We start from the raw sequence: 24,283 nt of genomic DNA, 5'->3' as shown, positions 1-24,283 counted from the left end.
TTGATTTTTTTGAAATCACATCAACAATAAGTGTCCACACAGATTGTTTGATTAAATTGTTAAAGAGCGTGCCTTTCGGCGAGGTGCGTATATTACGCTACCTGCAAACGATGTCAACGATTAATTTATGTTTCTAATCAACGTTTAACGTTATTAAAAACTTAATCTCTTTCGTTCTGAGTAACCGGATTGACTTGCGTCTTTCCCGTTTCCGTGGATGCGCATTATAGAGATTTAGTCAGCGCTGGCAAGGCTTTATTGGTGATTATTTAAATAAACTGTTCGACTGATTGTTTTATAAACGATGTGTTTTAAAAACATACTTAATAACTAATAATTTTGCTTTTTGAATCTAATTTGGCTTTCCCAAGATAATCTAAAAGTATGCCCGAAGCATTTACAAGCGGATTCTGTTCAGTCTTCTTCAATAGATTTAGACACATTGCTAATTAACTTAACCTTTGACTATCTCCGTACCTACAATGCCCCTCTTCCAAAGGCTATCATTGTAAATAGAAAGCATTAAATAACGGTGAGTAACTTAATTATTAATTCGGTTAATATGTTTTCAACTAGAATGGCACCTCATTTAGCGCTAAGTTATAACCTTTTTATATAATAAATAGACTATATGTTTTCTAATGCTACTGTAACCTTACAACTAGATGTAAGAATATTTCTGGATAGCTAATAAAGCTTAAATGATTATTCTTCTGTGCATCATTTCCTTCTCTTTATTATTTTCCAATTATCAGGAACTGATCATATCTATTTTTATAATTTATACATGCAATAAAAAAGGTTAAATGAATGAACAAAGCACAAAGAGAGATCACCCTACGTTTTTTAGCTGAACCCCAAGATGTCAATTTTGGTGGCAAAGTTCATGGCGGCTCAGTCATGAGATGGATCGATTTAGCGGCATATGCCTGTGCAGCTGGTTGGAGCGGTCATTATTGTGTGACAGCTTATGCGGGCGGAATCAGATTTGTCTCTCCCATTCATGTCGGTAATTTGGTTGAGGTAGAGGCAAAAGTTATCTATACGGGAAAATCTTCGATGCATATTGCCGTTGAAGTTAATGCTTGTGACCCAAAATTGTTAAGCAGACGCAAAACCACGCATTGTATTGTGATTATGGTGGCGGTCGATGAACATGGTCATTCTATAAAAGTTCCGGCTTGGATACCGGAAACAGAGGATGATATAAAACAGAATGAAACCGCCCGTAAACTGATGGATATGCGTAAAAAAATTGGTGAAGAGATGCAAATATTTGTTGAATAATAACATTATTATAAACTTATCCATCAACTGCACATGTTTATCATAACCGAGATAGTTATATCTTGGTTATGATATTTTCTCAATTTAGTTTCATTCATTAAAATATTAATTACCTGGCAGTTAACTTCTCTTTATTAAATGACCCAAACCAATATGCTTATCGGTAGCCAGTATTTTTTATTTCTTCCTGTAACAGCTAAATGGCATGCTGTTGATCTACTCGGTGGTGGTTAACTAATATCAATTGCATAAATACCGACTCAATTTTGTTTGTTAAAAAACTATAACCGCTTTATCTGATTAATTTTTCCTATCCGATTTATTGTCCGTACCATCAAGCGGAATGATATAACTGATTCACAAGGAAATTTTTTTTGGATTTTCACGGTCTGTTGAAGAATAGAATTTATTTTTACCCCGAGAGAAATTATCAATGCACAGAAAAAAAATAATTATCGTCATTTTAGCCTTTATTGCACTGTGCTGCGTTTTTGAATTTAATCATCTGTTGACGCTGGAAAATGCCAAAATCTATCAGGCGCAGCTCAGCGAATATATCAATAACAACTTCCTGCTCGCCAGTGTGCTGTTTTTTGTCTTATATACTGTTAGCACTGCTCTTTCCATTCCAGGTTCAATTATACTTACTCTGCTCGGTGCTGCATTATTTGGCTTTTGGTGGAGTCTGTTATTGGTTTCATTTGCGAGCAGCATAGGGGCAACAATCGCTTTCCTGTTCAGTCGTTATCTGCTGAGAGACTGGGTACAAAGACGATTTAGTGGAAAACTACAGGCAATAAATCTAGGTATCAAAAAGGATGGCACCCTTTACCTGCTGACACTGAGGCTGATCCCCATTTTTCCTTTTTTTATTATCAACTTATTAATGGGTTTAACTCCCATGTCGGCAAAAAAATATTACCTGTTCAGCCAACTCGGTATGTTACCCACCACCATCGTATTCCTGAATACAGGTACTCAGCTTGCTGATATTAACTCATTATCCGGCTTACTTTCTCCTTCCGTTTTAATGTCTCTGGTAGTATTAGGATTACTCCCGCTTATCAGCAAATTTATTATCAACGGCATTAAACAGAATAAAGTTTATCAGGGCTAGCAGAAACCAACCAGTTTTGATCAGAACATGGCAGTAATAGCTAAGGTGACACTAATTGAAAAACATAAAATGGCTGGAGATTGTGTAAATACAGGTTGTGTACCCTCCAAAGCATTAATCATAACGGGTTATAATATTAAGGAGATATTAAATACACAAAAGTTTGTTGTGGACGCGACAATAAATTCACAACCGGAATGTGCAACAAAAATCATGCCCCGCAAACACTGTTGCGCTGGGTTGAGCAATATTTTAACTGGACGCGTAAAAAGGATCTATCATGAAAAAATTAATCGCTCTGTTTAGCCTGCTACTGCTGACAACGTTCGCCCAGGCTGACAATGTCAATTGGCAGAAAATTGAAGAAAAAGCCAAGGGTCAAACTGTTTATTTTTATGCCTGGGGCGGCAGTCAGGATATTAACAATTATTTACGCTGGGCAGATAAGCGCCTGCAGGCAGAATATGGTGTCACCCTGAAACATGTGAAAGTCACCGATATTTCTGAAGCTATTACGCGTCTGCTAGCAGAAAAAAGCGCCAATAAAAACAGCAATGGCAGTATTGATATGGTTTGGATAAATGGCGAAAATTTCAAATCAATGAAGGATTTTAATCTGCTCACGGCTCCCTTTGTGAACAATCTGCCGAACTGGCAATATGTTGATAAATCATTGCCCGTTGACAGTGATTTTGCAGAGCCAACGCTAGGCTTGGAAGCTCCCTGGGGAGTTGGGCAGCTGGTGTTTATTTACGATAAAAACAAAATAAACAATCCTCCACAGAGCCATCGGGAAATGCTTGAATATGCACAGAGCCATCCCAATAAACTCACTTACCCCCGCCCTCCTTCATTCCATGGCACCAGTTTTCTGAAATCTGCATTGATTGAACTCAGTGACAATCCTGAAGCTTTGTATCTGCCCGTTGATGACGATACTTTCCAGCGAATAACTGCGCCATTGTGGTCATATTTAGACGATTTTCATCAGGTTGCCTGGCGTCAAGGTGAACAGTTTCCGGATAACAGCGCGGAAACCATTCAATTACTTGATGATGGCGAATTAGATCTGGCTATCTCCTTTAATCCCAATGAGGTATTTAGCGCACAGCAAAACGGTTTATTAAGAGATTCAACAACAGCTTATGCGCTTGCTGCAGGCGCTTTGTCTAATATTCACTTCCTGTCAATTCCATGGAATGCAGCTGCAAAAGAGGGTGCGCTAGTGGCCATTAATTTTATGCTGAGCCCTGAAGCACAGCTTAAAAAAGCAGATATTTCTGTCTGGGGAGATCCGACTGTTTTACAATCCTCACATTTCAGCAATACCACGCAAAATACAACGTTATTTAAATCAATTAGTGAACCGCACCCCAGTTGGCAAAAATCCCTGGAAACCGAATGGCAAAAAAGATATGGACATTAAAAGGCGATGAACGGCTCTATACAGAAAATCTCATTTCAGTTTTTACTGGTATTGGCCATTTTTATCTGTTTCACACCTTTGCTGCCGGGCTTACTGGGATTGTTTTTTTCTGCTTTTTCTTATATTCCGGCCGTTAATCTGCACACTTTTTCATTAACGGGGTTTTCAGAGCTTTTATTATGGCCGGGTCTGCATCAGTCGGTTTTGATCACCCTTTTTGTCAGCCTGAGCAGCACCTTTTTATCCGCTATGCTGGCCTTTTCAATTTTACAATCATGCTGGAATAAAGCGTACTGGAATAAATTAGAAAGCTTGCTCGCGCCTATATTGGCACTACCCCATGTGGCTTTCGCTATTGGTTTTGCCTTTTTATTCACCCCGAGTGGTTTTATTGCGCGTATTTCAAACACTCTTTTTACTGATTTTGGTATCGCTAATTGGAGTTTGATTAATGATCCCTATGGTTTAGGGCTCATTCTCGCTCTGACCATTAAAGAGATTCCATTTTTACTGTTTATGAGCATTCCGCTTCTTAAGCAGCTAAATGTTAACACTACCCTGGTGACGGCGCAGAGTTTAGGTTACTCCAAAGCACAAACCTGGCAAAAAATAATTTTACCGCAATGGTTGCCCAAAATACGTTTTACGCTATTTGCCGTGATGGCATACAGCCTGTCAGTCGTTGATGTGGCATTGGTAATAGGCCCGACTTCACCCGCCACCTTACCGGTCCTTATTTGGCAGTGGTTAAATGATCCTGATTTATCCGCATTACCTAAAGCATCGGCTGGCGCGTTATTACTTTTACTTACCTGTCTGGCTTTATTGTATTTAATCCGCTTTATAGAATGGGCAACAATAGTTAAGTGTCGCAGCTGGCAAACCAGCGGCCGCCGCGCACTGCCGCTTGCCGGTAAAAGTGCAATACTGGTGAGCTACGTTATTTCATTATCCACCCTGCCGCTTCTGCTGCTTTGGAGCTTTGCACAGCGCTGGTCTTTTCCGGATCTTTTTCCTACCCGTTGGTCATTACGCTTTTGGCAGCAGGAGTGGACCTTTTTATGGGGCATTATCGGCAACAGTATCTTAATTGCCTTAGTCAGTGCGTCCCTGGCACTTTTATTCGCGATCATTATTCATGAACATAGCATTAGGGCAATCGCCCACAAGCGCCGCTTTGTCGTACCACGGGTAATGATCTCTATTCCGATGCTCGCACCGCAATTATCCATTTTATTCGGGATACAGGTTGCAACGCTTTTTATTGCCCATCAGTATTATTATTTATGGGTTATTTGGGCGCATACCTTCTTTGTTTTCCCTTACGTTTATCTGGTATTAGACGGCCCCTGGCGAAGTTATGAAAAGCGCTTAGATATGATTGCGCTGAGTTTAGGGATGTCTCCTTTGAAGGTTTGGTGGAAAGTTAAAAGACCGGTCTTATTACCCACTCTTTGTATTGCCTGGGCGGTTGGAATAAGCGTCAGTTTGGCACAATATTTACCGACCTTAATGCTTGCGGGCGGACGTATTTCCACCTTAACCACGGAAGCTGTTGCACTTTCTAGCGGTCAAGATCGACGGGTCAGTGCCATTTATGCACTGCTGCAATCATTAGTTCCCTTTGTCTTTTATCTCCTTGCTATTTTTGTCAGTCAAAAAACCGGGATGATAATAAATCAAAGCACAGCCAATAAAAGGAGTGTTGCTCGCTATGTCCCTGACAGTAAAAAATCTAAAAATTATTGATATCAATAAGAAACAGTTATTTTCTCCGCTTTCATTTTCCATTTTGCCCGGAGAAATATTAACTTTAATGGGCCCCAGTGGTTGCGGAAAATCAACCATTTTAAGTGCCATCGCCGGTCATGCCTTACCGGATTTTCACTTCAGTGGTGAATATTATTTAGATGATTGCTTACTCAATGAGATAGCCGTAGAGAAACGTAAAATTGGTATTTTATTTCAAGATGACCTGTTATTCCCGCACCTCAACATTTGGGAAAATCTCGCCATTGCCCTGCCCAATAAATTTAAAAAAGAGCAGCGTAAGGCGGTTGCAATGGACACCTTAACTGAATTAAAGTTACAAACCTTAGCGGAAAAAGGACCATCACAAATATCTGGGGGGCAAAGAGCCAGAGTCAGTATGATGAGAATGCTGCTTGCAGAGCCCGCCGCCGTTTTATTAGATGAACCTTTTAGTAAATTAGATAAATCCTTACGCGGTGACTTCAGAGAGTGGGTGTTTGAACAGATAAGAAAAAGAAAACTACCGGCTTTAATGGTTACCCATGATGAATCAGACGTACCTTCTAATGGTCATTGTTTACAATGGCCTTGGAATGAATAATAAAAATAAGCTTAATAACAAATTAATAAGGAAAAATGCATGCTAGACCGTTTTACCACTAAGATTATCCGCTTTCCCCTTAATTACGCAGCGAAAAAGATAGAAAAACGGGGTATCACGGCTGACCAGATAACCTTATTCGGTTTTTTTTGCGGCCTTCTGAGCCTACCGGCTTTAGCCTTTCAGGCATACTATCTTGCCCTGTTTTTCATTATTCTCAATCGAGTTTTTGATGGTATTGACGGCGCAATTGCGAGAATACAGGGGATCACCGACAGTGGTGGTTTTTTAGATATTACCCTGGACTTTATTTTTTATGCCTTAGTCCCCTTCGGTTTTGTTTTGGCGAACCCGGAAATGAATGCTATCGCCGGGGCTTTTTTGATTTTTTCTTTTATCGGTACGGGGTCCAGTTTTTTAGCCTTCGCGGTGATGGCAGGAAAAAGAAAGATAGAGAACGTTAAGAGTCCAACCCACAGCAAAAAGTCACTTTATTACATCGGCGGATTAACCGAAGGGACTGAAACGATTCTTTGTTTTATTCTTTTATGTTTGTTCCCGCAGTACTTTTCAATTATTGCTTATATTTTCAGTTTCCTTTGCTGGCTGACCACTGTGACGCGAATTTGGACAGGTTATTTGACACTTAAACAGTAACAGCTCAGAACCGTAATCATCCCTCTAAAATAGAATCATCACTATTTTAAAGGGATGATTGCCGTATTACTCAATGAGTATAGGAGTCAAACTGGCCAAAAAGTCCGCTAAATTGTCGGCTAAAACGGCTTCCTGCCCTTTCCCTAAAGTCTCCAGCTGTACTTCACCCGTAGCATTTAACACCGACACTATCTGCATCTCATCGGAACAACTGGCAATGAACATAGATGCCGGCTGTTTCAGACGTTTTTGCATCATGAAATGGGCGATCATATTTTCCTGTAAGAGGTTAAAATCCTCATCATTCCAGGCTTGGATCAACTCGATCGGATGATCCTCGTAGCTCGCAGGTAAACCGGCCGAATAGGCAGAGCAGAAAAATGCCACAATACTCGGGTGCAGTTTAATATCCAGTGCCTGCTCAATATTACTCAAATCAATAACGGATTCACGCTCAACCGGTGACCAGTGAATAAGCTGCTTTTCGACCTCTCCTATCTGGCAGGGTGAAATCCATTGCGAGTCAAAAACCGCTTGAGGTAATGATTTTTTTTGGCTCTGCCAAAGAGTTTTAAAACGTTCGAAAAAATCGAATAGTTGTATTTGTGTGGTTTGATTCATTGCTCGAATAATTCTTTATTTTGTTTACAATACTGTCATTGTATTGTTTTAAAAAATAAAAGCGAAAAAAATGACTAATAAACAACTCTATGATCAAGATTATGTTCTAAATAATCTGGCTCTGGGAAAAAAAACAGAATATAAAAGCAGCTATGATCCTACTTTATTACAAGCAGTGCCGCGCAGTTTAAACCGCAATGAACTGCAGCTTTCAGAACATAACCTGCCCTTTTGCGGTGTTGATTTATGGAATATTTATGAGCTTTCCTGGCTAAACAGTAAAGGTAAACCCGTTGTCGCAACGGGCGTGGTGAAAGTCCCCTTTGACAGTAAAAACTTAATTGAATCAAAATCATTCAAGTTATATTTAAACAGCTTTAACCAAAGCAAATTTGCTTCTATCGAGGCACTACAAAAAGTATTAAGCGCAGATCTGTCACGCTGTGCCGATAAAGCGGTTAGCGTTGAACTGAATACGGATTTAGATAACTTCAGTGATAAGCTGGGTACTTTTAGCGGACAGTGTTTAGATACCTTAGACATTGAAATAGATAACTACCAACTCAACGCAGACTATCTTCTGGACCTGTGCTCCGAGGAGCAGGTAACCGAAACCCTGTATTCTCATTTATTAAAGTCAAACTGCTTAATCACCAGTCAACCGGATTGGGCAAGTATCGAAATAAGTTATACCGGTAAAAAATTGAATGCTGAGAAATTATTACGCTACTTAATCTCTTTCCGTCAACATAATGAGTTTCACGAACAGTGTGTTGAACGCATCTATTGTGACATCATGAAATATGGACAAATTGATTCGCTTTGTGTCTATGCGCGTTATACTCGCCGGGGCGGATTAGATATTAACCCGCTGCGTAGCACGGAACACTCTGATGATATTAATAATATTCGTTTATTACGACAATAAAAATTTGCTGTTATGAGATATATTGGTCAATACTTTCGCGCCCTTTGTGCGCTATTTTTAGTTCAGGTCAGCCAAACGGCCGGGGCCTTGGCATTAACCGATCCGGCGCTACCCAATACACTAAAAAATGCTTTTGAGCTGCGTGATATAGCTCCGCAAAGCTGTATCAATAGCGCAACAATTTATATCAACACGCCGCAGAATACAGCCGCGCTAGCTAACCACCAAAGCAGCAAGCATTTCGCCATACAATTACAGGCCTATTGTTATGCTCAACTTGGAGAACACACAAAAGCGCTGGATTTATTGCAGGTAATTTTAAACAACCCGGACGATAAAAACGACCAGATAGAAACATTGAATCTTATTGCCCTTGAAATTCCTCCGCAAGAGCGCCCGCAAATAAGTAATGTGGAACTGATCAAAAAACTCGGTGAATTGAACGAGGCACTGCAAACGCCATTAATCAACTCAATTAACCTAACGGTGACCAGATCATTAACCCTCGTTAAATTGTATTTAGAAGAAAATAATTATCAGGATGCGCATAACGCTTTAGAAAAAACCAAAAAATTACTGAAAAATAATAACAATAATAATCTACATGCCTGGTTAGATTATTATCAGGGTCTTTATTTTGATCAAATTCAGCAGGAACAGTTAGCCAGCTTACATTTTTTTTCTGCAGACAGCTCAGCTGATCAACATGGCTTTATTAAACTCAGTGGCCAGGTTAAAAACAGCATCATTTTAATGTACCAAAAAAAGTATCGCTTCACTCGGGCTTTAGATTTTTCCGGCAGAAGAATTGAGCTTTATATGGGGACTAAAAACATCCCTAAGCAGGTCGAAAGTATCATTCAATTTGCGGGCTTAAAACGGCAAAACCATGAACATAATCAAGCCTTAATTTACCTTTTTAATGCCTTAGAATTGATTGAAGAAAATTCATACACTGGATTGTTAGGGGCGGCCTACCTTGAAATCGGTCGCACTTACGCTGAAAAAGGAAGTAATGAAAATAACAGCAAAGATCTGGCACTGGCGAAAAAATATTTGCACAATGCGCGTTTTCATTTCAAGCAGTTAAACAAAGTGCAGTTGCAAATAGAAAGTATTTTACTGCTGGCAAAATTGAACATTTTTAACAATGCCCCTACTCTGGCTATTTTACAGTTAGAAAAAGTATTACAACTGTCAGCACAAGATTACCCATTATTACGTGCCCAGGCCGATGAAATGCTGGCATTAAGCTATGAAATGACAGGCTCTCCTCAGCTGGCTATTTTACATTTTAAAAATTTTCACTCATTACAAAATAAGATTAAAGAGAGCGCATTTAAATTACAACAGCTGCAGATCAACGAACAGCTGCAACTGCTTGAACAGGTTCAGCAACAAAATAGATTAGAAACCCAAAACACAACATTACAGGCACAATCAAATTTTTATAAAATATTAAGTTATACGGCGATATTACTGTTTATTTTGTCAGCACTGATGCTTTTATCCAGATCCAAACGCTATCACAAACTGCGCGCGCTAGAGAAACAAGCACAACAACGGCTAGCCTTCCATGGGCGCAGTAAACTGCCCAGGCAGGAAAATAACAGCAATGATTTTAAAGCTATCAGTAACCGCCCTACTCTGTTTTACGCCCTGGTTAATGTGCCATTTTTAAGCGAGCTTAATGCGTTATATGGTGTCAAGCTGGCAAATGAAATAGAAGAAAAACTCGGTGAAACATTAAAAAAACAGTTTACAGACAGCGCTGAAATTTATCATTTCCGTGATAATCAAATTTTATTTATTAGCGAACGGGCTAACTACGTAAATGCAGGCGCCTTCGCAGCTTTAATAGAGCAATGCTTTGACGACTTCGCAGACTATTATCATTTACCAAAAACAATTTCTACCGGCATTGTCGCCTACCCTTTTTTGAAAAATGCCAGTCGCGCCATCAACACTACTCAAATTTTAAATTTAAACAGTTTGGCACTTTTTGCCGCCTCTCAAATCTGCATCTCAAAACAGCAAAACAGCTGGGTTGAACTCTACGCCATTGATAATTTGCAACCGGCCTTTTTTGATGGTGATTTATGGCGATTGGGTCAGATTGCGATTGCTAAAGGACTGCTCAAAATCCATTCCAGTAATAAGGACTATTCGTTTAGTTGGCCAGAGCTTGAGAACAAAAAAATGGTTGAAGAGGTCAGTCAACGGCTGCAGGAGTAATGTTTACTGAGTAGTTGAACCGAATTTATGCATTAAAAACAGCATATTATTAAATATAATTGCAGTAAAAATGGCAACGATGCTTATATTTCTTATACTTACATACCCAGACGCAGGAATCACAGCAGTCAGAAGTGAGTGCCAAGGAGATAATTATCTTCTTGCTTTTACATCCTCAGTTAACTGGGTATACATCAATAACACAAGGAGGTTCCATGATCGCCCATATCAATCCTATTGGAAGCATGGCTTTATTATCGCAACTTGAAGTGAATGAATTACAAAAAAATGCAGATTGCGATATTTATAAAGTATTTCGTAACTGCTCCCTTGCTGTCCTTAACTCAGGCAGTCATACGGACAGCAGTAGGGAAATTTTAGAAAAGTATAAAACATTTGAAATCAAAGTATTACATCAGGAAAGAGGCGTAAAAATAGAGCTGCACAACCCGCCGGAAGACGCTTTTATTGATGGCCAGCTGATCAAGGGTATTCAGGAGCATCTGTTTGCCGTATTACGCGATCTATTATACGTTAATACCCAAATTAGGATCGGCGTTGAAGAGGTAGATCGTTCCTCGCAAATCACCAGTTTAGTTTTTTCTATTTTACGTAATGCCGATATTTTACAAGCAGGTGTCGAGCCGAATGTGATTGTCTGCTGGGGCGGACATTCGATAAGATCCGAGGAGTATGATTATACCCGCGAAGTAGGCAGTCAATTAGGCCTTCGAGAACTTAATATCTGTACCGGTTGCGGCCCCGGCGCGATGGAAGGTCCGATGAAAGGGGCAACAATAGGCCATGCTAAACAACGGGTTCATAATGGCCGATATATCGGCATTACAGAGCCGGGCATTATCGCCGCTGAGCCACCCAATCCAATCGTTAATGAGTTGGTTATTTTACCCGATATTGAAAAACGCCTTGAAGCATTTATCCGCGTCGCACACGGCATTGTTATTTTTCCCGGCGGCCCCGGGACTGCAGAGGAGTTATTGTATCTTTTGGGGATAATGATGCACCCGGAAAATAAACGTCAACCTTTCCCTATTATTTTGACCGGTCCCAAGGGCAGTGAATCCTATTTTAAAGCCATCGATAAATTTGTCGCCGGCACCTTAGGTGAAGAAGCGCAGTCACATTATCAAATAATTATTGCCGATCCGGCTTTAGTCGCACAAACACTCAAAAAATCGATGTCAAAAGTCACTGAATATCGCCGCGCTATTGGTGATGCTTTTTCCTTTAACTGGTCACTTAAAATATCAGAATCGTTCCAACAACCTTTTTATCCTAACCATACCAACATGAGAAATTTAGTCTTAACCCATGAGCAGCCAAGTGAACAATTGGCATCAAATTTACGCCGGGTTTTTTCAGGTATTGTCGGTGGTAACGTCAAAGATGAGGGTATTAAATCCATCGAAAAACACGGTCCCTTTGAAATTAAAGGTGACCCGCAGTTAATGAAAAAAGTAGACAGTTTATTGGAAAGTTTTATTAAACAGGGACGGATGAAATTACCGGGTACGGTTTACACCCCTTGTTATAAGATAATAAAATAAGTTACAGTTAAGACCACAAGCTGTTAAGCGTTTTATTTTAAAGCTCAAAATAGCAATAATTTACTCCTGAGAGTCCTTTAAAAAATGATATCAACGCTATTAATCATAGATGCAATGAACCTTGTTCGGCGCATCTATGCGGTGCAGCAAAAACAGCACGGAGATACCTTAGCTGCGCTTATTGCCACCCAGAGCACAGCAACCAATGCCCTGCAAAAGTTATTACGTATTCATCAGCCAACCCACGCAATTTGTGTCTTTGACAGTCATGCTCCCAGCTGGCGCCATCAAATTTACCCGGAATATAAACAGGGAAGAAAACCCATTCCCGAACTTCTCAAGCAAGGTTTAGCGCAAATTCAGGAACAGTTTTTTAGCATTGGTATTGATTCTTTAGTGACCGAAGGTGATGAAGCTGACGATCTGATTGCCTGCCTGGCTGATAAAATCGCAAAACAGCAACAAAAATGTATTATTGTTTCCACGGATAAAGGGTTTTACCAGTTATTAAATGAATCGGTCAGTCTTTATGATTATTTTAATAACAGCTTTATCAACCGCCAGCAAGTCCTCAAAAAAATGCAACTAACCAGCGAGCAACTTATTGATTATTGGTCTATTACGGGCATTTCAAGCAGTGCCATAAAAGGTGTTGAAGGGATTGGCAGTAAAGGCGCGTTATCTCTTTTACAACAGTATGGCAGTTTGGATAATATCTTTAATCAGGCGGACGATCTTAGCAATAAACTGTTAACTAAAATCAAATCCCAGCAAAGTAATGCACTCTTGGCAAAACAGCTGGTCACATTGAAAACAGATATAAAGCTCGGTTTTAATCTAAAAGATTTACGTTATACCCCTTCCACCGATTAGGTGCTCTATTAAAGCGCATGAAAGCAAGGTACTAGTTGAGTGTAAGTGATGCTCCTTGAAGACGATGCGTGCATATTAACGCCCTTTTCTAAGGGTAAGCTGAATCAGCATAAAATCGGATGCTTTTTTATACTGATTTTTCTGTGACGGACAAACCCGCAGATGCTCAGCTAAAATATCCACCCGATGATAAACAAGCAAATCACAGCAGTCATAAAAGAAATATATTAAAGTTTTTATTTAGTGAAATATTTGGCATCAATGATGCATTATATTAATCACAGTAGCCGCAGACATTTGTATCGGCTAAAAAAACTTTATCAGTAACGGAGTATAAGAGCATGAGCAAAAAAATAACCAACATCACCTATAAAGACGTATTGCTAAATGATTGTACCAACCACTTAGCTGTTCAACTAAAGCAATGTTACACAAAAGGCCAACCACAACAAACACCCGTTAATTCATCATACGAAACGCCGTTAACTGATATTGTAACTTCTGAATTTATTCGCGGTTATAACTAGTGGCTTGCTTTAAAAGGACACCCGCCAATGCTTAGCATAGGCAGGTTCCTTTTTAATGGTGTTGCTTAAGCATATTACGTTGAGAGTCTGGCTATTTAACTTTCTGTGTACAAGTACCATCGAAAATTCAACGCTAGCTGTTCTAAAAAGGAGCGACTACTTCGTTTTCTAGAATACAAACCACTTTACACCTTCGTTTTATTTATCTTTTTAGCCCCCACTTACTCTCGCCAACTTTTAATCCCAAGCACCCCTCTTAGTCAGGAAGCTCTTCTAGCGCGCACCAAATTAAAGCATTTATTCAGTTTTTTATCGCTTGTTGGTGCAATTGAGATTAAAAAACCACGTCTTATTCTTAGGAAACCAATTTATTTTGTGACTATGGTCGCATTAATTAAGTGTAAGCATTGCTCATTAGTATTTTTACTAACATGACAAACATGTCATCTGAGCGTTGGTTTCCGGTCATCTACCAGGGGTTATTCTTGTCGGGTCGCAAACAACCAAACAAAATAAAAAACTTATCAGGGGATAAAAAATGAAATCAATTAAAAACGTATTACTCGCATCAGCAATGGTCATCTTAAGTGCAAATGTTTTTGCCGGTACAGCAGTTTATGGTGATTACGGCGTACACCATGACAGTAAAGTAATTAAGACTCAAACGGTTGATACTAAAGAAGGCGCTTATTCACTAGGTCTTGAAAAATCAAATCAGCTAAAATCAGAATCAGGCAGCGAATTAAGTAATGAGCTTGCATTATTTTTAAGCTCTTCTAAAGAGAAAAACAGTATAACCTTGAATGATAATGCCTTTATTACTGTTCAAGAGTCGCTTAATGCCCAAGGTGAGATGGCCTACAGCGGCCTGGTTAATGTAACTTACAGCTATTCTCAAGCTAACTAGATCAAAGAAAGTAAAAGACTTGATGATTTAATATTGCAGGCTTGATCTACAAACAATTAAAAAACCCAGCCTGATCCTAAGCTGGGTTTTTTGTATTCATCATAGGGCTAAAAATGAACGTCACAGGCACTTTTAGTTCGTATTTTCGCCTTAACACAACCTACTGAAAAATATATAACAGTTTGATCATCAATGCTGGATTATCATTGATCCACCTTTACACTCAATTGTGCTACTTGAAAGATATTTAATCCTCCGTCACCCCCTGCCCTTTAGAAAATACAGCTCAAGATGGCCAACGCGCCATAGGTAGATTTAGAGCGATTATTATGATGATTCATATTGTGCCGGCTATAAACAGGTATACTCGAATCTTTGATCAAAGTATTCGAGAGGCGCAATAATGCGAATTCCAGACAAGCTTTTTAACATAAGAGATAAAAAAACCTTGAAAACCCTGTTAAGCATCCTGCTTGCGCTGCTTATCTCTCTGGCCCTGGCCGTTACTTGTATATTATTTACCCCGTCAATATTCAACTCCACCCTGCATAAAGGATTGGAATTACTACCCAAAAATAAGTTCATCGAATATAAGGTGCAGAGTAAAACTGAGTTGGCAAAAGAATGGCTCGAAGAATCCGATGGTTTAAGGAACGACAAGTCATTTTTCGAGCAGTTAAGAACAAAACTACCTAACAGCAGCAATAAAGATAGCTTCTTTGCTCATATGTTCGTGGTTCACGACTACCCAGCCCCCTGCTTCTTTACCCTTTTTGGCAAACACCGAACCATGGACGTGACTTGGACGGTCACAGGCATTCGCTGCCGGGGTGCAAAAGAGTGTAATGATCCGCAATTTATTGATCACTGCCCACCCCGTAAAAGCGATCACCAATGAAGTCCCGCACTTTAAAAATTATTACTTGGATATTGATTGTTGCGCTAGCAATTTGGGGGATGCGATGGCTTACAAGCAACTACAGTGTCAGTGAGCTACAAAGCGCAATTGAAAAATATTACTGGTACATTTTATCTGGCTATGCGCTGCTGATTGCAGTGAGAGGCCTGCTATTTATTCCAACCATACCAATCATTATTATGATGGCAAGCTCAATTGATGCTTGGGTTATGTTTACAGTCACCTTGGCCGCAACCTGCTGCTCAGCATACTTGGTTTGTCTGGCCGTCGATTATCTGGATATACAAAAAAAGATGGATCTACTGCCAAGTAAAACTCTAAAACACGCTCAAAACTTGATTAACTCCTCGGGCATGGCGGCAGTAACGGGTTGGGCATTTTTTCCTCTCGTCTTTACCGATATCATAGTCTATCTTGCGCGGCTCTCGGGAATGCCCCGTAAACAGATTTTGCTGAGTATCGCCACCGGCGAGGGGTTACTCATCTTAATTCTGATAGCGGTTACTGAATGGCTAGTCGCCATTTTACAGTAATACGGGTGGCTCTAACGAGCTGTATTAACGTCTATTTATCATTTTATAGTTTAACAATACTGCGACGATAGGCCGACCGAATGCGCCTGACAAACGCTCCATATCCGATAGCGTTACCATAATATTAACGTTGCAAATTAGCAGCGACTCATTTGAAACGCAATAACATATATTAGAGCTGTTTTGATTGCTCTGATACGATATGAAAATAATGAGGCCCACCCATTCCATTAAGCTAAACCCCATTTTATTGATGTTTTTACTAACATGACAAACATGTCATCTGTGCGTTGGTCTCCGGTCATCTACCAGGGGTTATTCTTGTCGGGTAGCAAACAACCAAACAAAATAAAAACTTATCAGGGGATAAAAAAATGAAATCAATTAAAAACGTATTACTCGCATCAGCAATGGTCATCTTAAGCGCAAATGTTTTTGCCGGAACAGCAGTTTATGGTGATTACGGCGTACACCATGACAGTAAAATAATTACGACTCAAACGGTTGATACTAAAGAAGCCGCTTATTCACTGGGCCTTGAAAAATCAAATCAGCTCAAATCAGAATCAGGCAGTGAATTAAGTACTGAGTTGGCACCATTTTTAGCGTCTTCTATAGAGAGAAATAGTATTACCTTGGATGATAATACCTTTATTACTGTTAAAGAATCGCTTAATGCTCAAGGTGATACAGCCTACAGCGGCTTGGTAAATGTCACTTACAGCTATTCTCAAGCCAACTAAGATTGCGGGCTTGATCTGCAAATAACCGAACAAAATAAAAAACTTATCAGGGGATAAAAAAAATGAAATCAATTAAAAATGTATTACTCGCATCAGCAATGGTATTTTTAAGTGCAAATGTTTTTGCCGGTACAGCAGTTTATGGTGATTACGGCGTACACTATGACAGTAAAATAATTAAGACTCAGACAGTTGATACTAAAGAAGCCGCTTATTCACTGGGCCTTGAAAAATCAAATCAGCTAAAATCAGAATCAGGCAGTGAATTAAGTAATGAGCTTGCGTTATTTTTAAGCTCCTCTAAAGAGAAAAACAGTATAACCTTGGATGATAATGCCTTTATTACTGTTCAAGAGTCGCTTAATGCTCAAGGTGATACGGCCTACAGCGGCCTGGTTAATGTCACTTACAGCTATTCTCAAGCCAACTAGATCAAAGACAGTAAAAAACTTGATGATTTATTATTGCAGGCTTGAACTGCAAAAATTATAAAACTAAAAAACCCAGCCTAATGTTAAGCTGGGTTTTTTTATATCAATGCGACGCCTCAAAACAACCTCAGCACGTACCCCTTATAACAAACCCACTGATAACCTGCAAAAACACACCTTGCTGACGAGATAAAATATCTGTTTTAATTCTATTCATAACATCCTGTTGTTCAGCACTTCATCACTGGCTACAGCGGTTTAAAATTTGTCTATTCTGGCTGCGTTCCTGCGTTTAAAGAGACTACCTGACAAATGAAATTGGTAGATCATCCTTCGAATAAAAAATTATCTCTTTCATTTTCATCCAATTAAGTTAAGTTATTAAACATATTTCCAATCATTACGACTCTGACTCGCCAGGTTATAATAAATCTGTTAACTATCAGCTGCTATTGATTACCAACAGGAGAGACACACTTGAAAAAAACATTAATAATAACTGCCATCGCAGCACTCGGTGCAGGCGCTTATATTGTTAACCAACAGTTGCAGACTTCACCCGCAGCTTACAATGTACTTGATTACGTGCCGGCCGACACTCCGTTATTAAGCGCGCAACTTAAACCCTTTCCGCTTAAAGATTATTTAAACAGCTCACCGCAATTAAGGACAGCTGAAGACTCAAACGCATTGCAAAATAAAGCCGTTCAAGGTAATTCGCAGTCTAAATTTTTCTTGAGTCTTGCAAAAAGTTATCAAACATCCTTAACGGATACGGATCTGTTTCTTAACACCTTCGGCCTGGCGGATAATATTCGCGCTTATTTTTATATGCTCGGTGCCTTACCCGTATTAAAAATTGAAGTGGAAAATACTCAGGCAATTTGGGATTTATTAGATAAAGCAGAACTGGATAGTGGTTACTCCCACCGCAGCGGTAAAATACAGGAAACTGAATATCGTGCTTACCGGTTGAGTGATCCGGCTGATGCACAAACAACCGAACTGATTATCTCTCAAGATGAAGGCTTATTAACCGTCACCCTAAACAGCTCATTAAATAAAGAAGCATTATTAGCGAGCGCCTTAGGTTTAGTTAAAGCTGAAAATCCGATTACCGACTCGGGCATTTTAGAAGAGATTGAAAGTACATATAATTTTAGCGATCAAAATATCGCTTTTATCAATCATCAGGAGATAATAAAAGGCTTAACCACGGTTGATGCTAACCAGCTTGCACGTCACCTGAGTTTACTGTTTCCAAAACAGGATCAAGACAGTCCGCTGTTAACCTTCAGAACGCCTGAATGTAAAGTAGAGTTGACCAATATCGCCAATAATTGGCCACGTACGGTCTTTGGGTATACGGATTTATCGGTAACAAGTAGTCAATCCACAATGGATTTTTCCACTGTTATTGAAAGTAAAAACCAAACAATTATAAACGCTCTGCAATCGCTGCGCGGATACATTCCACAATATACGCAAAATATTAAAAACAATGTATTTGCATTAGGTTTTGGCGTGGATTTCAATCAATTAAGCTCCACAGCCGCAACCATATTAGCGGATTTAAAAACGCCAAATTATCAATGTGCTCCATTGAAAAAAATGCAAACCTCGTTACAGGATAAAGGGCAAAAATCTTCGATGATGCTGGGAATGGCAGGCGGAGTCGCCAATGGCCTTAAAGGTTTTAGTTTGGCAGTGCTGGATTACAGTATCAGTAAAAATGGGGATAAGCAGGCATTAGAAAGTATCGATGCGCTACTCAGCTATTCTGCGGATAACCCTCTAACCCTGCTCAACTCATTAAAAATGTTTAGCCCGGATCTGCAGCAGATGCAGCTACCCGCTGACGGTACTGCAATTGATTTATCTGCATCACCTTTGATACCTAACGGATTAAATGTGAACCCTAAAATGGCCATTAAAGGTAATCATCTGGTCATCTACAATGGTCAGAAATCTGCGCAGCAGGCGGAGTTACTAAGCAATGAAGCACTGACTAAAAATGGTCTTTTCACTTTTTCGTTCGACTTTAAAAGAATGTTCGACCCAATCATAACGGCGGCTGAACTAAGCGGAGAAAGTATCCCTAAAGAGGCAATGTTTTTACAGGACTATAATATGCGCATGAAATTTGATATAGACGTCAATCAACAGGGTATTGTCTTTAATTCTCACGTCAGTAACAAAGTTGAAAAATAAAAAAAGGGCAGGCTGATTTCGGTCAGTTTGCCCGTTATTGGCACAGTTCATCCTCAAAATCATCTGATTACTTTAAATATTAGCTTTAAAGCTGACTTATAGGTTTGTATCTTTTATAATCCCGTCCTTTTTATACATGAACTATTTCCTGTCTAAAGTACGTTAGACAGGTCCACTTATATAATATGGATCTATTATGTTCGAAAAACTGTTTAAACTAGACGAACACGGAACCTCTGTAAAAACTGAAATTATTGCAGGTACCACCACCTTTTTAACCATGGCTTATATCATTTTTGTTAACCCGCAAATGTTGTCCGCCGCCGGTATGGACTCCGGGTCTGTCTTTGTAGCCACCTGTTTAGCTGCTGCACTGGGCTGTTTTATCATGGGATTTTATGCAAACTACCCCGTTGCACTCGCTCCGGGAATGGGTCTGAATGCCTTTTTCTCTTTTGTGGTTGTTGGCCATATGGGTTACTCATGGCAGGTTGCCTTGGGTGCGGTTTTCCTATCGGGCATCTGTTTTACACTGCTCAGCCTGTTTAAAATTCGCGAATGGATTATAAACTCGATTCCAATGCCGATGCGCAAAGGTATTGCAGCGGGTATTGGTTTGTTTTTAGCGCTTATTGCACTGAAAAATTCAGGAATTGTTATTTCTAACCCACCGACCCTTATTGCACTGGGTGACATGCACGCTTTACCGGCAATCCTTGCTTGTCTGGGTTTCTTTCTTACTATTGCGCTGGCACATTACCGTGTTAAAGGTGGTGTGATGGTCGCTATTTTAGCGATAACACTGATCGGTTTTTTAGCCGGTGATGTTGAATATAATGGTCTTATGTCAATGCCGCCAAGTATTGCACCGACATTCCTGCAGATGGATATTGCAGGTGCATTCAACGTGGGCATGATAAGTGTTGTGTTTGCTTTCCTGTTTGTTGATTTATTTGATACATCGGGCACCTTGATTGCCGTTGCAGACAAGGGAAAACTATTAGATAAAGATGGCAATTTACCACGTTTAAATCGCGCTTTATTAGCCGACAGTGGCGCATCAATCGCCGGTTCAATGTTGGGTACATCAACCACTACCAGTTATATTGAAAGTATTGCGGGTGTTGCAGAAGGCGGTCGTACGGGTTTAACTGCGGTAACGGTTGGCGTGCTATTTTTAATCGCTTTATTCTTTGCTCCATTAGCGGGCATGATACCTGCTTATGCAACAACCGGCGCATTATTATACGTTGCGGTTCTAATGATAGAAGGGTTGAAAACAATTAACTGGGATGACATTACAGAAGCGGCACCGGTTGTTGTTGTTACTCTTATGATGCCTTTAACCTTTTCTATTGCTAATGGTATTTCACTTGGTTTTATTGCCTATGCAGCCATTAAAGTGATGAGCGGAAAATATAAAGAGGTAAGCGCAAGCGTTTGGTTCTTAGCGGTATTGTTCCTGGGAAAAATGATTTTCTTTCCGGGTTAAAACCCTGGTGTGATTAATTTCACCGGTCAATCCTTTGAAAAACACCCTTTATTTATATAAAGGGTGTTTTTTTTGCTCTAAAAATCCGTATACGATACTGCGGTTATAAATTCGCAGATTCAATGTTATCGGCAACCATTTGCACCAATTTTTTTCTGGCTTCTTGACTGGCCCATGCAGTATGGGGAGTGATCACCAAACGCTCTTTTGCCTGCACAGATAAATAAGGGTGGTCTGCAATCATAGGCTCAACCTCCAGCACGTCAGTACCATGATAAATACCCAACTGATCAACAGCTTCGGCCATTGCAGCTTCATTTATTATGCCCCCGCGGCCCATATTAATCACAACAGCCCCTTCTTTTAGCTGTTTTAGCGCCTGTTGATCAATGAGGTTATGAGTATTCTCATTAAGGGGAGCATGGATAGTGATAATGTCAGAGGTGGATAATAAAGTTGTTAAATCAAGCTGCTGGTAAGCTTGTTGATTATTTTTACCCGAGGCAGAAAAATAGCAAACTTCACATCCGAATACGGCTGCAATTTCAGCCACGCGTCGACCAATTTCGCCCATTCCGATAATGCCCCAACGTTTACCCTTTATTTCACCAAAAGGCCTGCTGATATGCGTAAAGCTCGGACTATTACACCATCCTTTAGATTGTATGTAATTATCATAATAACGGCTTTGATGGATTAACTGAAAGAGCATTGAAAAAGTAGATTGAGCGACACTCTCGGTAGAATAACCAGACACATTTTTAACCATTACACCGGCTTTTTCAGCTGCAATTAAATCAACATTATTCATTCCCGTTGCTGCGATGCAGATTAATTTCAGTTGCGGGTTGGCCTTTATAATTTCCTCATCAATAACAACTTTATTGGTGATGATCACATCTCCATCGCCGATATGTAATAGTCTTTGTTCCTTGCTGGTCAGCGGATAGCTTGTAAAATCACCCAACTTTTCAAATGGAGATAAATCACTATCGCCTAATGTTTGTGCATCCAATAATACAATTTTCATGCTCTTCCCTAATGTTAATAGTGATGAACCCAAGCGATTTGAAGCGGCTTTGGGTCTTAGATTAAAATAACTTAAACAGCTCTAAAAAACGTTCAACTGAACATATACTAATCGTTTTTCCTTCGACAGAGATGCAATAATAAGGGCAGATAACTAACTGACCTATCAACAACGATGCCAGAATTATGCGCTAAATAAAACAGCTTCGAATCAAAATAAAAGATCAAAGCAACTTAATGTGAGTCAATCGACGATTGGAAGAGAGACCAAGGTGGCTATACTGTTAAACAAGCTTGATAATTGAAGTTAGCAATATGTTGCTCTGAAATGATTTCTACCCGGCTTAATGAAGGAATATTGACTGATCATCTAATAAACATTATTTGCTTATTATACAAAGAGGACAAGCGCTGAAGATGGGGTTTACTTTGCAGATTCGAATTGTTCTTGGCGAGCAAGGTTAAATGAAAATACCAAGGGCTTGTTTGTTGGTCGTGATGGGCGCTTAAGGGTTATGTACTTTAATGTTGAATCTGCCGGTTAGCAGATTCGACAAAAAAGAACCGAGATCTTAGAAAATAGAATTTAATGAGGGTCAATTTACCTTAATAAACTCACTGTTCCAAAAGCATATCCAATGCCACAGCTTCCGCTATTTTAATACCATCAATACCGGCGGATAAAATGCCTCCGGCATAACCGGCCCCTTCGCCGCCCGGGTATAAACCTTTAACGTTAACACTTTGATAGTCTTTGCCGCGTTTAATCTGCAACGGTGAAGAGGTACGTGTTTCAACGCCAGTGAGCAGAGCATCTGCTGCGGCAAAACCGCGTATTTTTTTATCAAATGCGGGTAATGCTTCACGAATAGCATCAATGGCAAAATCCGGTAAACTGCTGCTCAAATCTATCATTTTCACCCCCGGTTTAAAGGAAGGTTCAATCAGCCCGACAGGTTTAGCTTCACTGCCCGCCAGAAAATCTCCTACACGCTGCGCCGGTGCATCATAATTACTGCCGCCGAGAATATAAGCTTGACGTTCTAATTTACGTTGTAACGCAATTCCCTGTAACGGGTCATCATTAAAATCACTTGGCGAAACACCCACCACAATAGCACTGTTCGCATTACGTTCACTGCGCGAGTATTGGCTCATACCATTAGTAACAACCGCTTCTTTTTCTGATGTTGCGCCAACCACCACGCCCCCCGGACACATACAAAAACTATAAACACTGCGTCCGCTCTTGCAGTGATGTACTAATTTATAATCGGCAGCACCCAGAATAGGATGACCCGCATTGATACCAAAACGACTTTGATCAATCAGATCCTGTTTATGTTCGATGCGAAATCCAACCGAGAAAGATTGCGCTTCAAGATGCACCCCTTTATCGGATAACATTTGCACCGTATCGCGCGCACTATGACCTATTGCCAAGACCACATGCTTAGAGTTGATACGCTCTCCGCCGTTAAGCGTAACACCGGTGATTTGCGCATCGTCAATATGAATTTCTTCAACACGGGTTTCAAAACGAATTTCGCCGCCTAATTCGATGATCTTACGACGCATGCGTTCAACCATGGTGACCAGTTTAAAAGTACCAATATGAGGCTTGCTGACATAAATAATTTCAGCCGGCGCACCCGCTGCAACAAATTCCTGCTTTACCTTTAAGCCTAAAAAATTTGGATCTTTTACCTGACTGTATAATTTACCGTCGGAGAAGGTACCGGCTCCGCCTTCACCAAACTGCACATTGGATTCTGTATTTAACTCGCCTTTTCGCCAGAAACGGAAGGTATCTTTGGAACGCTCGTGTACCGATTTCCCGCGTTCTAAAAGGATAGGATTAAAGCCCATCTGAGCAAGAATTAAGGCGCTAAATAAACCACAGGGCCCCATCCCAACAACGATTGGACGCTCGGTGAGATCCTTGGGGGCCTGTGCGACATATTTATATTGCGTATCCGGTGAGTTACGGACATCCGTATTTTTAATAAAAGACGCTAATAAGGCCTCTTCATCAACATCGGTTAAGGTCACATCCAGGGTATAAATCAAGGTAATAGCATTACGCTTACGCGCATCATAACCGCGTTTGAAGATATGGATATCGGCTAATTGCTCAGCTGAAATCGACAATGTCTTTAAAACATATTTTTGCAGCGCATCATCTGCATGATCTAGCGGGAGTTTAACTTGGTTGAGACGTATCATCGGTTCACCTGAAAGCAAATGGCTGGAAAAATATGCGTAGTTTACGTGATCTCCTGCTTAATTGAAAACAACTAAACAAGCATAATATTTAATGATGGGAGCTATCAGTTATCAACTATCAACTATCCACTATCGGCTAGCGGTTATCAGTTATCAGTTATCAAATCTGTTCATTCAGCTTTCGTTCAGCTACCGGGCGT

General features: G+C 40.0%; 21 protein-coding genes. 18 read left to right on the top strand and 3 right to left on the bottom strand.

What is annotated here, in order from left to right; translation table 11 throughout:
* Nucleotides 1–810: 810 nt before the first annotated feature.
* The 6 genes from ACJAZP_RS15505 to ACJAZP_RS15480 all read left to right on the top strand — a co-directional run bounded on the left by ACJAZP_RS15505 (nucleotide 811) and on the right by ACJAZP_RS15480 (nucleotide 6,840).
* Nucleotides 811–1,287 carry an acyl-CoA thioesterase gene (locus ACJAZP_RS15505; protein WP_415231652.1) on the top strand — a complete coding sequence of 159 codons (477 nt, stop codon included), beginning with the start codon at nucleotides 811–813 and terminating at the stop codon, nucleotides 1,285–1,287.
* Between the two features lie 433 nt (nucleotides 1,288–1,720).
* Nucleotides 1,721–2,404 carry a TVP38/TMEM64 family protein gene (locus ACJAZP_RS15500; RefSeq protein WP_415231651.1) on the top strand — a complete coding sequence of 228 codons (684 nt, stop codon included), beginning with the start codon at nucleotides 1,721–1,723 and terminating at the stop codon, nucleotides 2,402–2,404.
* A 280-nt stretch (nucleotides 2,405–2,684) separates the two neighbouring features.
* Entirely contained in the window at nucleotides 2,685–3,830 is a 1,146-nt protein-coding gene (locus tag ACJAZP_RS15495) for an ABC transporter substrate-binding protein (protein WP_415231650.1), read from the top strand.
* Between the two features lie 6 nt (nucleotides 3,831–3,836).
* Nucleotides 3,837–5,579, top strand: a complete 1,743-nt coding sequence (locus ACJAZP_RS15490; RefSeq protein ID WP_415231649.1) for an ABC transporter permease — start codon at nucleotides 3,837–3,839, stop codon at nucleotides 5,577–5,579.
* Nucleotides 5,545–6,183 (top strand): ATP-binding cassette domain-containing protein, encoded by a 639-nt coding sequence (locus ACJAZP_RS15485; RefSeq protein ID WP_415231648.1) that lies wholly within the window; start codon nucleotides 5,545–5,547, stop codon nucleotides 6,181–6,183. The genes ACJAZP_RS15490 and ACJAZP_RS15485 overlap by 35 nt, the downstream gene beginning before the upstream one ends.
* A gap of 39 nt (nucleotides 6,184–6,222) precedes the next feature.
* Nucleotides 6,223–6,840, top strand: coding sequence for a CDP-alcohol phosphatidyltransferase family protein (locus ACJAZP_RS15480; protein WP_415231647.1), 618 nt, complete (start codon nucleotides 6,223–6,225; stop codon nucleotides 6,838–6,840).
* A gap of 66 nt (nucleotides 6,841–6,906) precedes the next feature.
* Here the strand turns inward: ACJAZP_RS15480 and syd are convergent, their stop codons facing one another.
* A complete protein-coding gene (syd, locus tag ACJAZP_RS15475) occupies nucleotides 6,907–7,461 on the bottom strand; it encodes a SecY-interacting protein (RefSeq protein ID WP_415231646.1) in 555 nt (184 codons plus the stop codon).
* A gap of 70 nt (nucleotides 7,462–7,531) precedes the next feature.
* Here syd and queF point away from each other — a divergent pair, with 70 nt between their 5' ends.
* The 12 genes from queF (at nucleotide 7,532) to ACJAZP_RS15415 (ending at nucleotide 20,828) form a co-directional block, all read left to right on the top strand.
* Complete coding sequence (gene queF / locus ACJAZP_RS15470) at nucleotides 7,532–8,389, top strand: NADPH-dependent 7-cyano-7-deazaguanine reductase QueF (RefSeq protein ID WP_415231645.1); 858 nt, start codon at nucleotides 7,532–7,534, stop codon at nucleotides 8,387–8,389.
* A gap of 12 nt (nucleotides 8,390–8,401) precedes the next feature.
* Nucleotides 8,402–10,624, top strand: a complete 2,223-nt coding sequence (locus ACJAZP_RS15465; RefSeq protein ID WP_415231644.1) for a GGDEF domain-containing protein — start codon at nucleotides 8,402–8,404, stop codon at nucleotides 10,622–10,624.
* A 215-nt stretch (nucleotides 10,625–10,839) separates the two neighbouring features.
* On the top strand, nucleotides 10,840–12,192 hold the full coding sequence (gene ppnN / locus ACJAZP_RS15460) for a nucleotide 5'-monophosphate nucleosidase PpnN (RefSeq protein WP_415231643.1): 1,353 nt from the start codon (nucleotides 10,840–10,842) through the stop codon (nucleotides 12,190–12,192).
* Nucleotides 12,193–12,276: 84 nt separating this feature from the next.
* The gene (gene xni, locus ACJAZP_RS15455) at nucleotides 12,277–13,065 is read left to right on the top strand and encodes a flap endonuclease Xni (protein ID WP_415231642.1); all 789 of its coding nucleotides are present in this window, start codon (nucleotides 12,277–12,279) and stop codon (nucleotides 13,063–13,065) included.
* Nucleotides 13,066–13,406: 341 nt separating this feature from the next.
* Nucleotides 13,407–13,592, top strand: a complete 186-nt coding sequence (locus ACJAZP_RS15450; protein WP_415231641.1) for a hypothetical protein — start codon at nucleotides 13,407–13,409, stop codon at nucleotides 13,590–13,592.
* A gap of 538 nt (nucleotides 13,593–14,130) precedes the next feature.
* The gene (locus tag ACJAZP_RS15445) at nucleotides 14,131–14,499 is read left to right on the top strand and encodes a DUF3316 domain-containing protein (protein ID WP_415231640.1); all 369 of its coding nucleotides are present in this window, start codon (nucleotides 14,131–14,133) and stop codon (nucleotides 14,497–14,499) included.
* A gap of 403 nt (nucleotides 14,500–14,902) precedes the next feature.
* Nucleotides 14,903–15,397 (top strand): hypothetical protein, encoded by a 495-nt coding sequence (locus ACJAZP_RS15440; RefSeq protein ID WP_415231639.1) that lies wholly within the window; start codon nucleotides 14,903–14,905, stop codon nucleotides 15,395–15,397.
* The gene (locus ACJAZP_RS15435; protein WP_415231638.1) at nucleotides 15,394–15,951 is read left to right on the top strand and encodes a hypothetical protein; all 558 of its coding nucleotides are present in this window, start codon (nucleotides 15,394–15,396) and stop codon (nucleotides 15,949–15,951) included. The genes ACJAZP_RS15440 and ACJAZP_RS15435 overlap by 4 nt, the downstream gene beginning before the upstream one ends.
* Nucleotides 15,952–16,325: 374 nt before the next feature.
* Entirely contained in the window at nucleotides 16,326–16,694 is a 369-nt protein-coding gene (locus ACJAZP_RS15430; protein WP_415231637.1) for a DUF3316 domain-containing protein, read from the top strand.
* Nucleotides 16,695–16,756: 62 nt separating this feature from the next.
* Entirely contained in the window at nucleotides 16,757–17,125 is a 369-nt protein-coding gene (locus tag ACJAZP_RS15425) for a DUF3316 domain-containing protein (RefSeq protein WP_415231636.1), read from the top strand.
* 477 nt (nucleotides 17,126–17,602) lie between these two features.
* Complete coding sequence (locus tag ACJAZP_RS15420) at nucleotides 17,603–19,336, top strand: hypothetical protein (RefSeq protein ID WP_415231635.1); 1,734 nt, start codon at nucleotides 17,603–17,605, stop codon at nucleotides 19,334–19,336.
* A gap of 196 nt (nucleotides 19,337–19,532) precedes the next feature.
* Nucleotides 19,533–20,828 (top strand): NCS2 family permease, encoded by a 1,296-nt coding sequence (locus tag ACJAZP_RS15415; protein ID WP_415231634.1) that lies wholly within the window; start codon nucleotides 19,533–19,535, stop codon nucleotides 20,826–20,828.
* A gap of 103 nt (nucleotides 20,829–20,931) precedes the next feature.
* On the opposite strand, the gene ACJAZP_RS15410 is transcribed toward ACJAZP_RS15415, so the two are convergent.
* Both ACJAZP_RS15410 and ACJAZP_RS15405 read right to left on the bottom strand, forming a co-directional pair.
* Nucleotides 20,932–21,858: a D-2-hydroxyacid dehydrogenase gene (locus ACJAZP_RS15410; RefSeq protein ID WP_415231633.1), complete on the bottom strand. Its 927-nt coding sequence runs from the start codon at nucleotides 21,856–21,858 to the stop codon at nucleotides 20,932–20,934.
* 614 nt (nucleotides 21,859–22,472) lie between these two features.
* Nucleotides 22,473–24,083: an NAD(P)/FAD-dependent oxidoreductase gene (locus ACJAZP_RS15405; RefSeq protein WP_415231632.1), complete on the bottom strand. Its 1,611-nt coding sequence runs from the start codon at nucleotides 24,081–24,083 to the stop codon at nucleotides 22,473–22,475.
* Nucleotides 24,084–24,283 lie beyond the last annotated feature (200 nt).

It is taken from the genome of Psychromonas sp. (assembly GCF_047632955.1).
Classification (GTDB): Bacteria; Pseudomonadota; Gammaproteobacteria; order Enterobacterales; family Psychromonadaceae; genus Psychromonas.
Note: the sequence above shows the minus strand (reverse complement) of the source record. Positions and strands in the feature narration are given on the sequence as shown.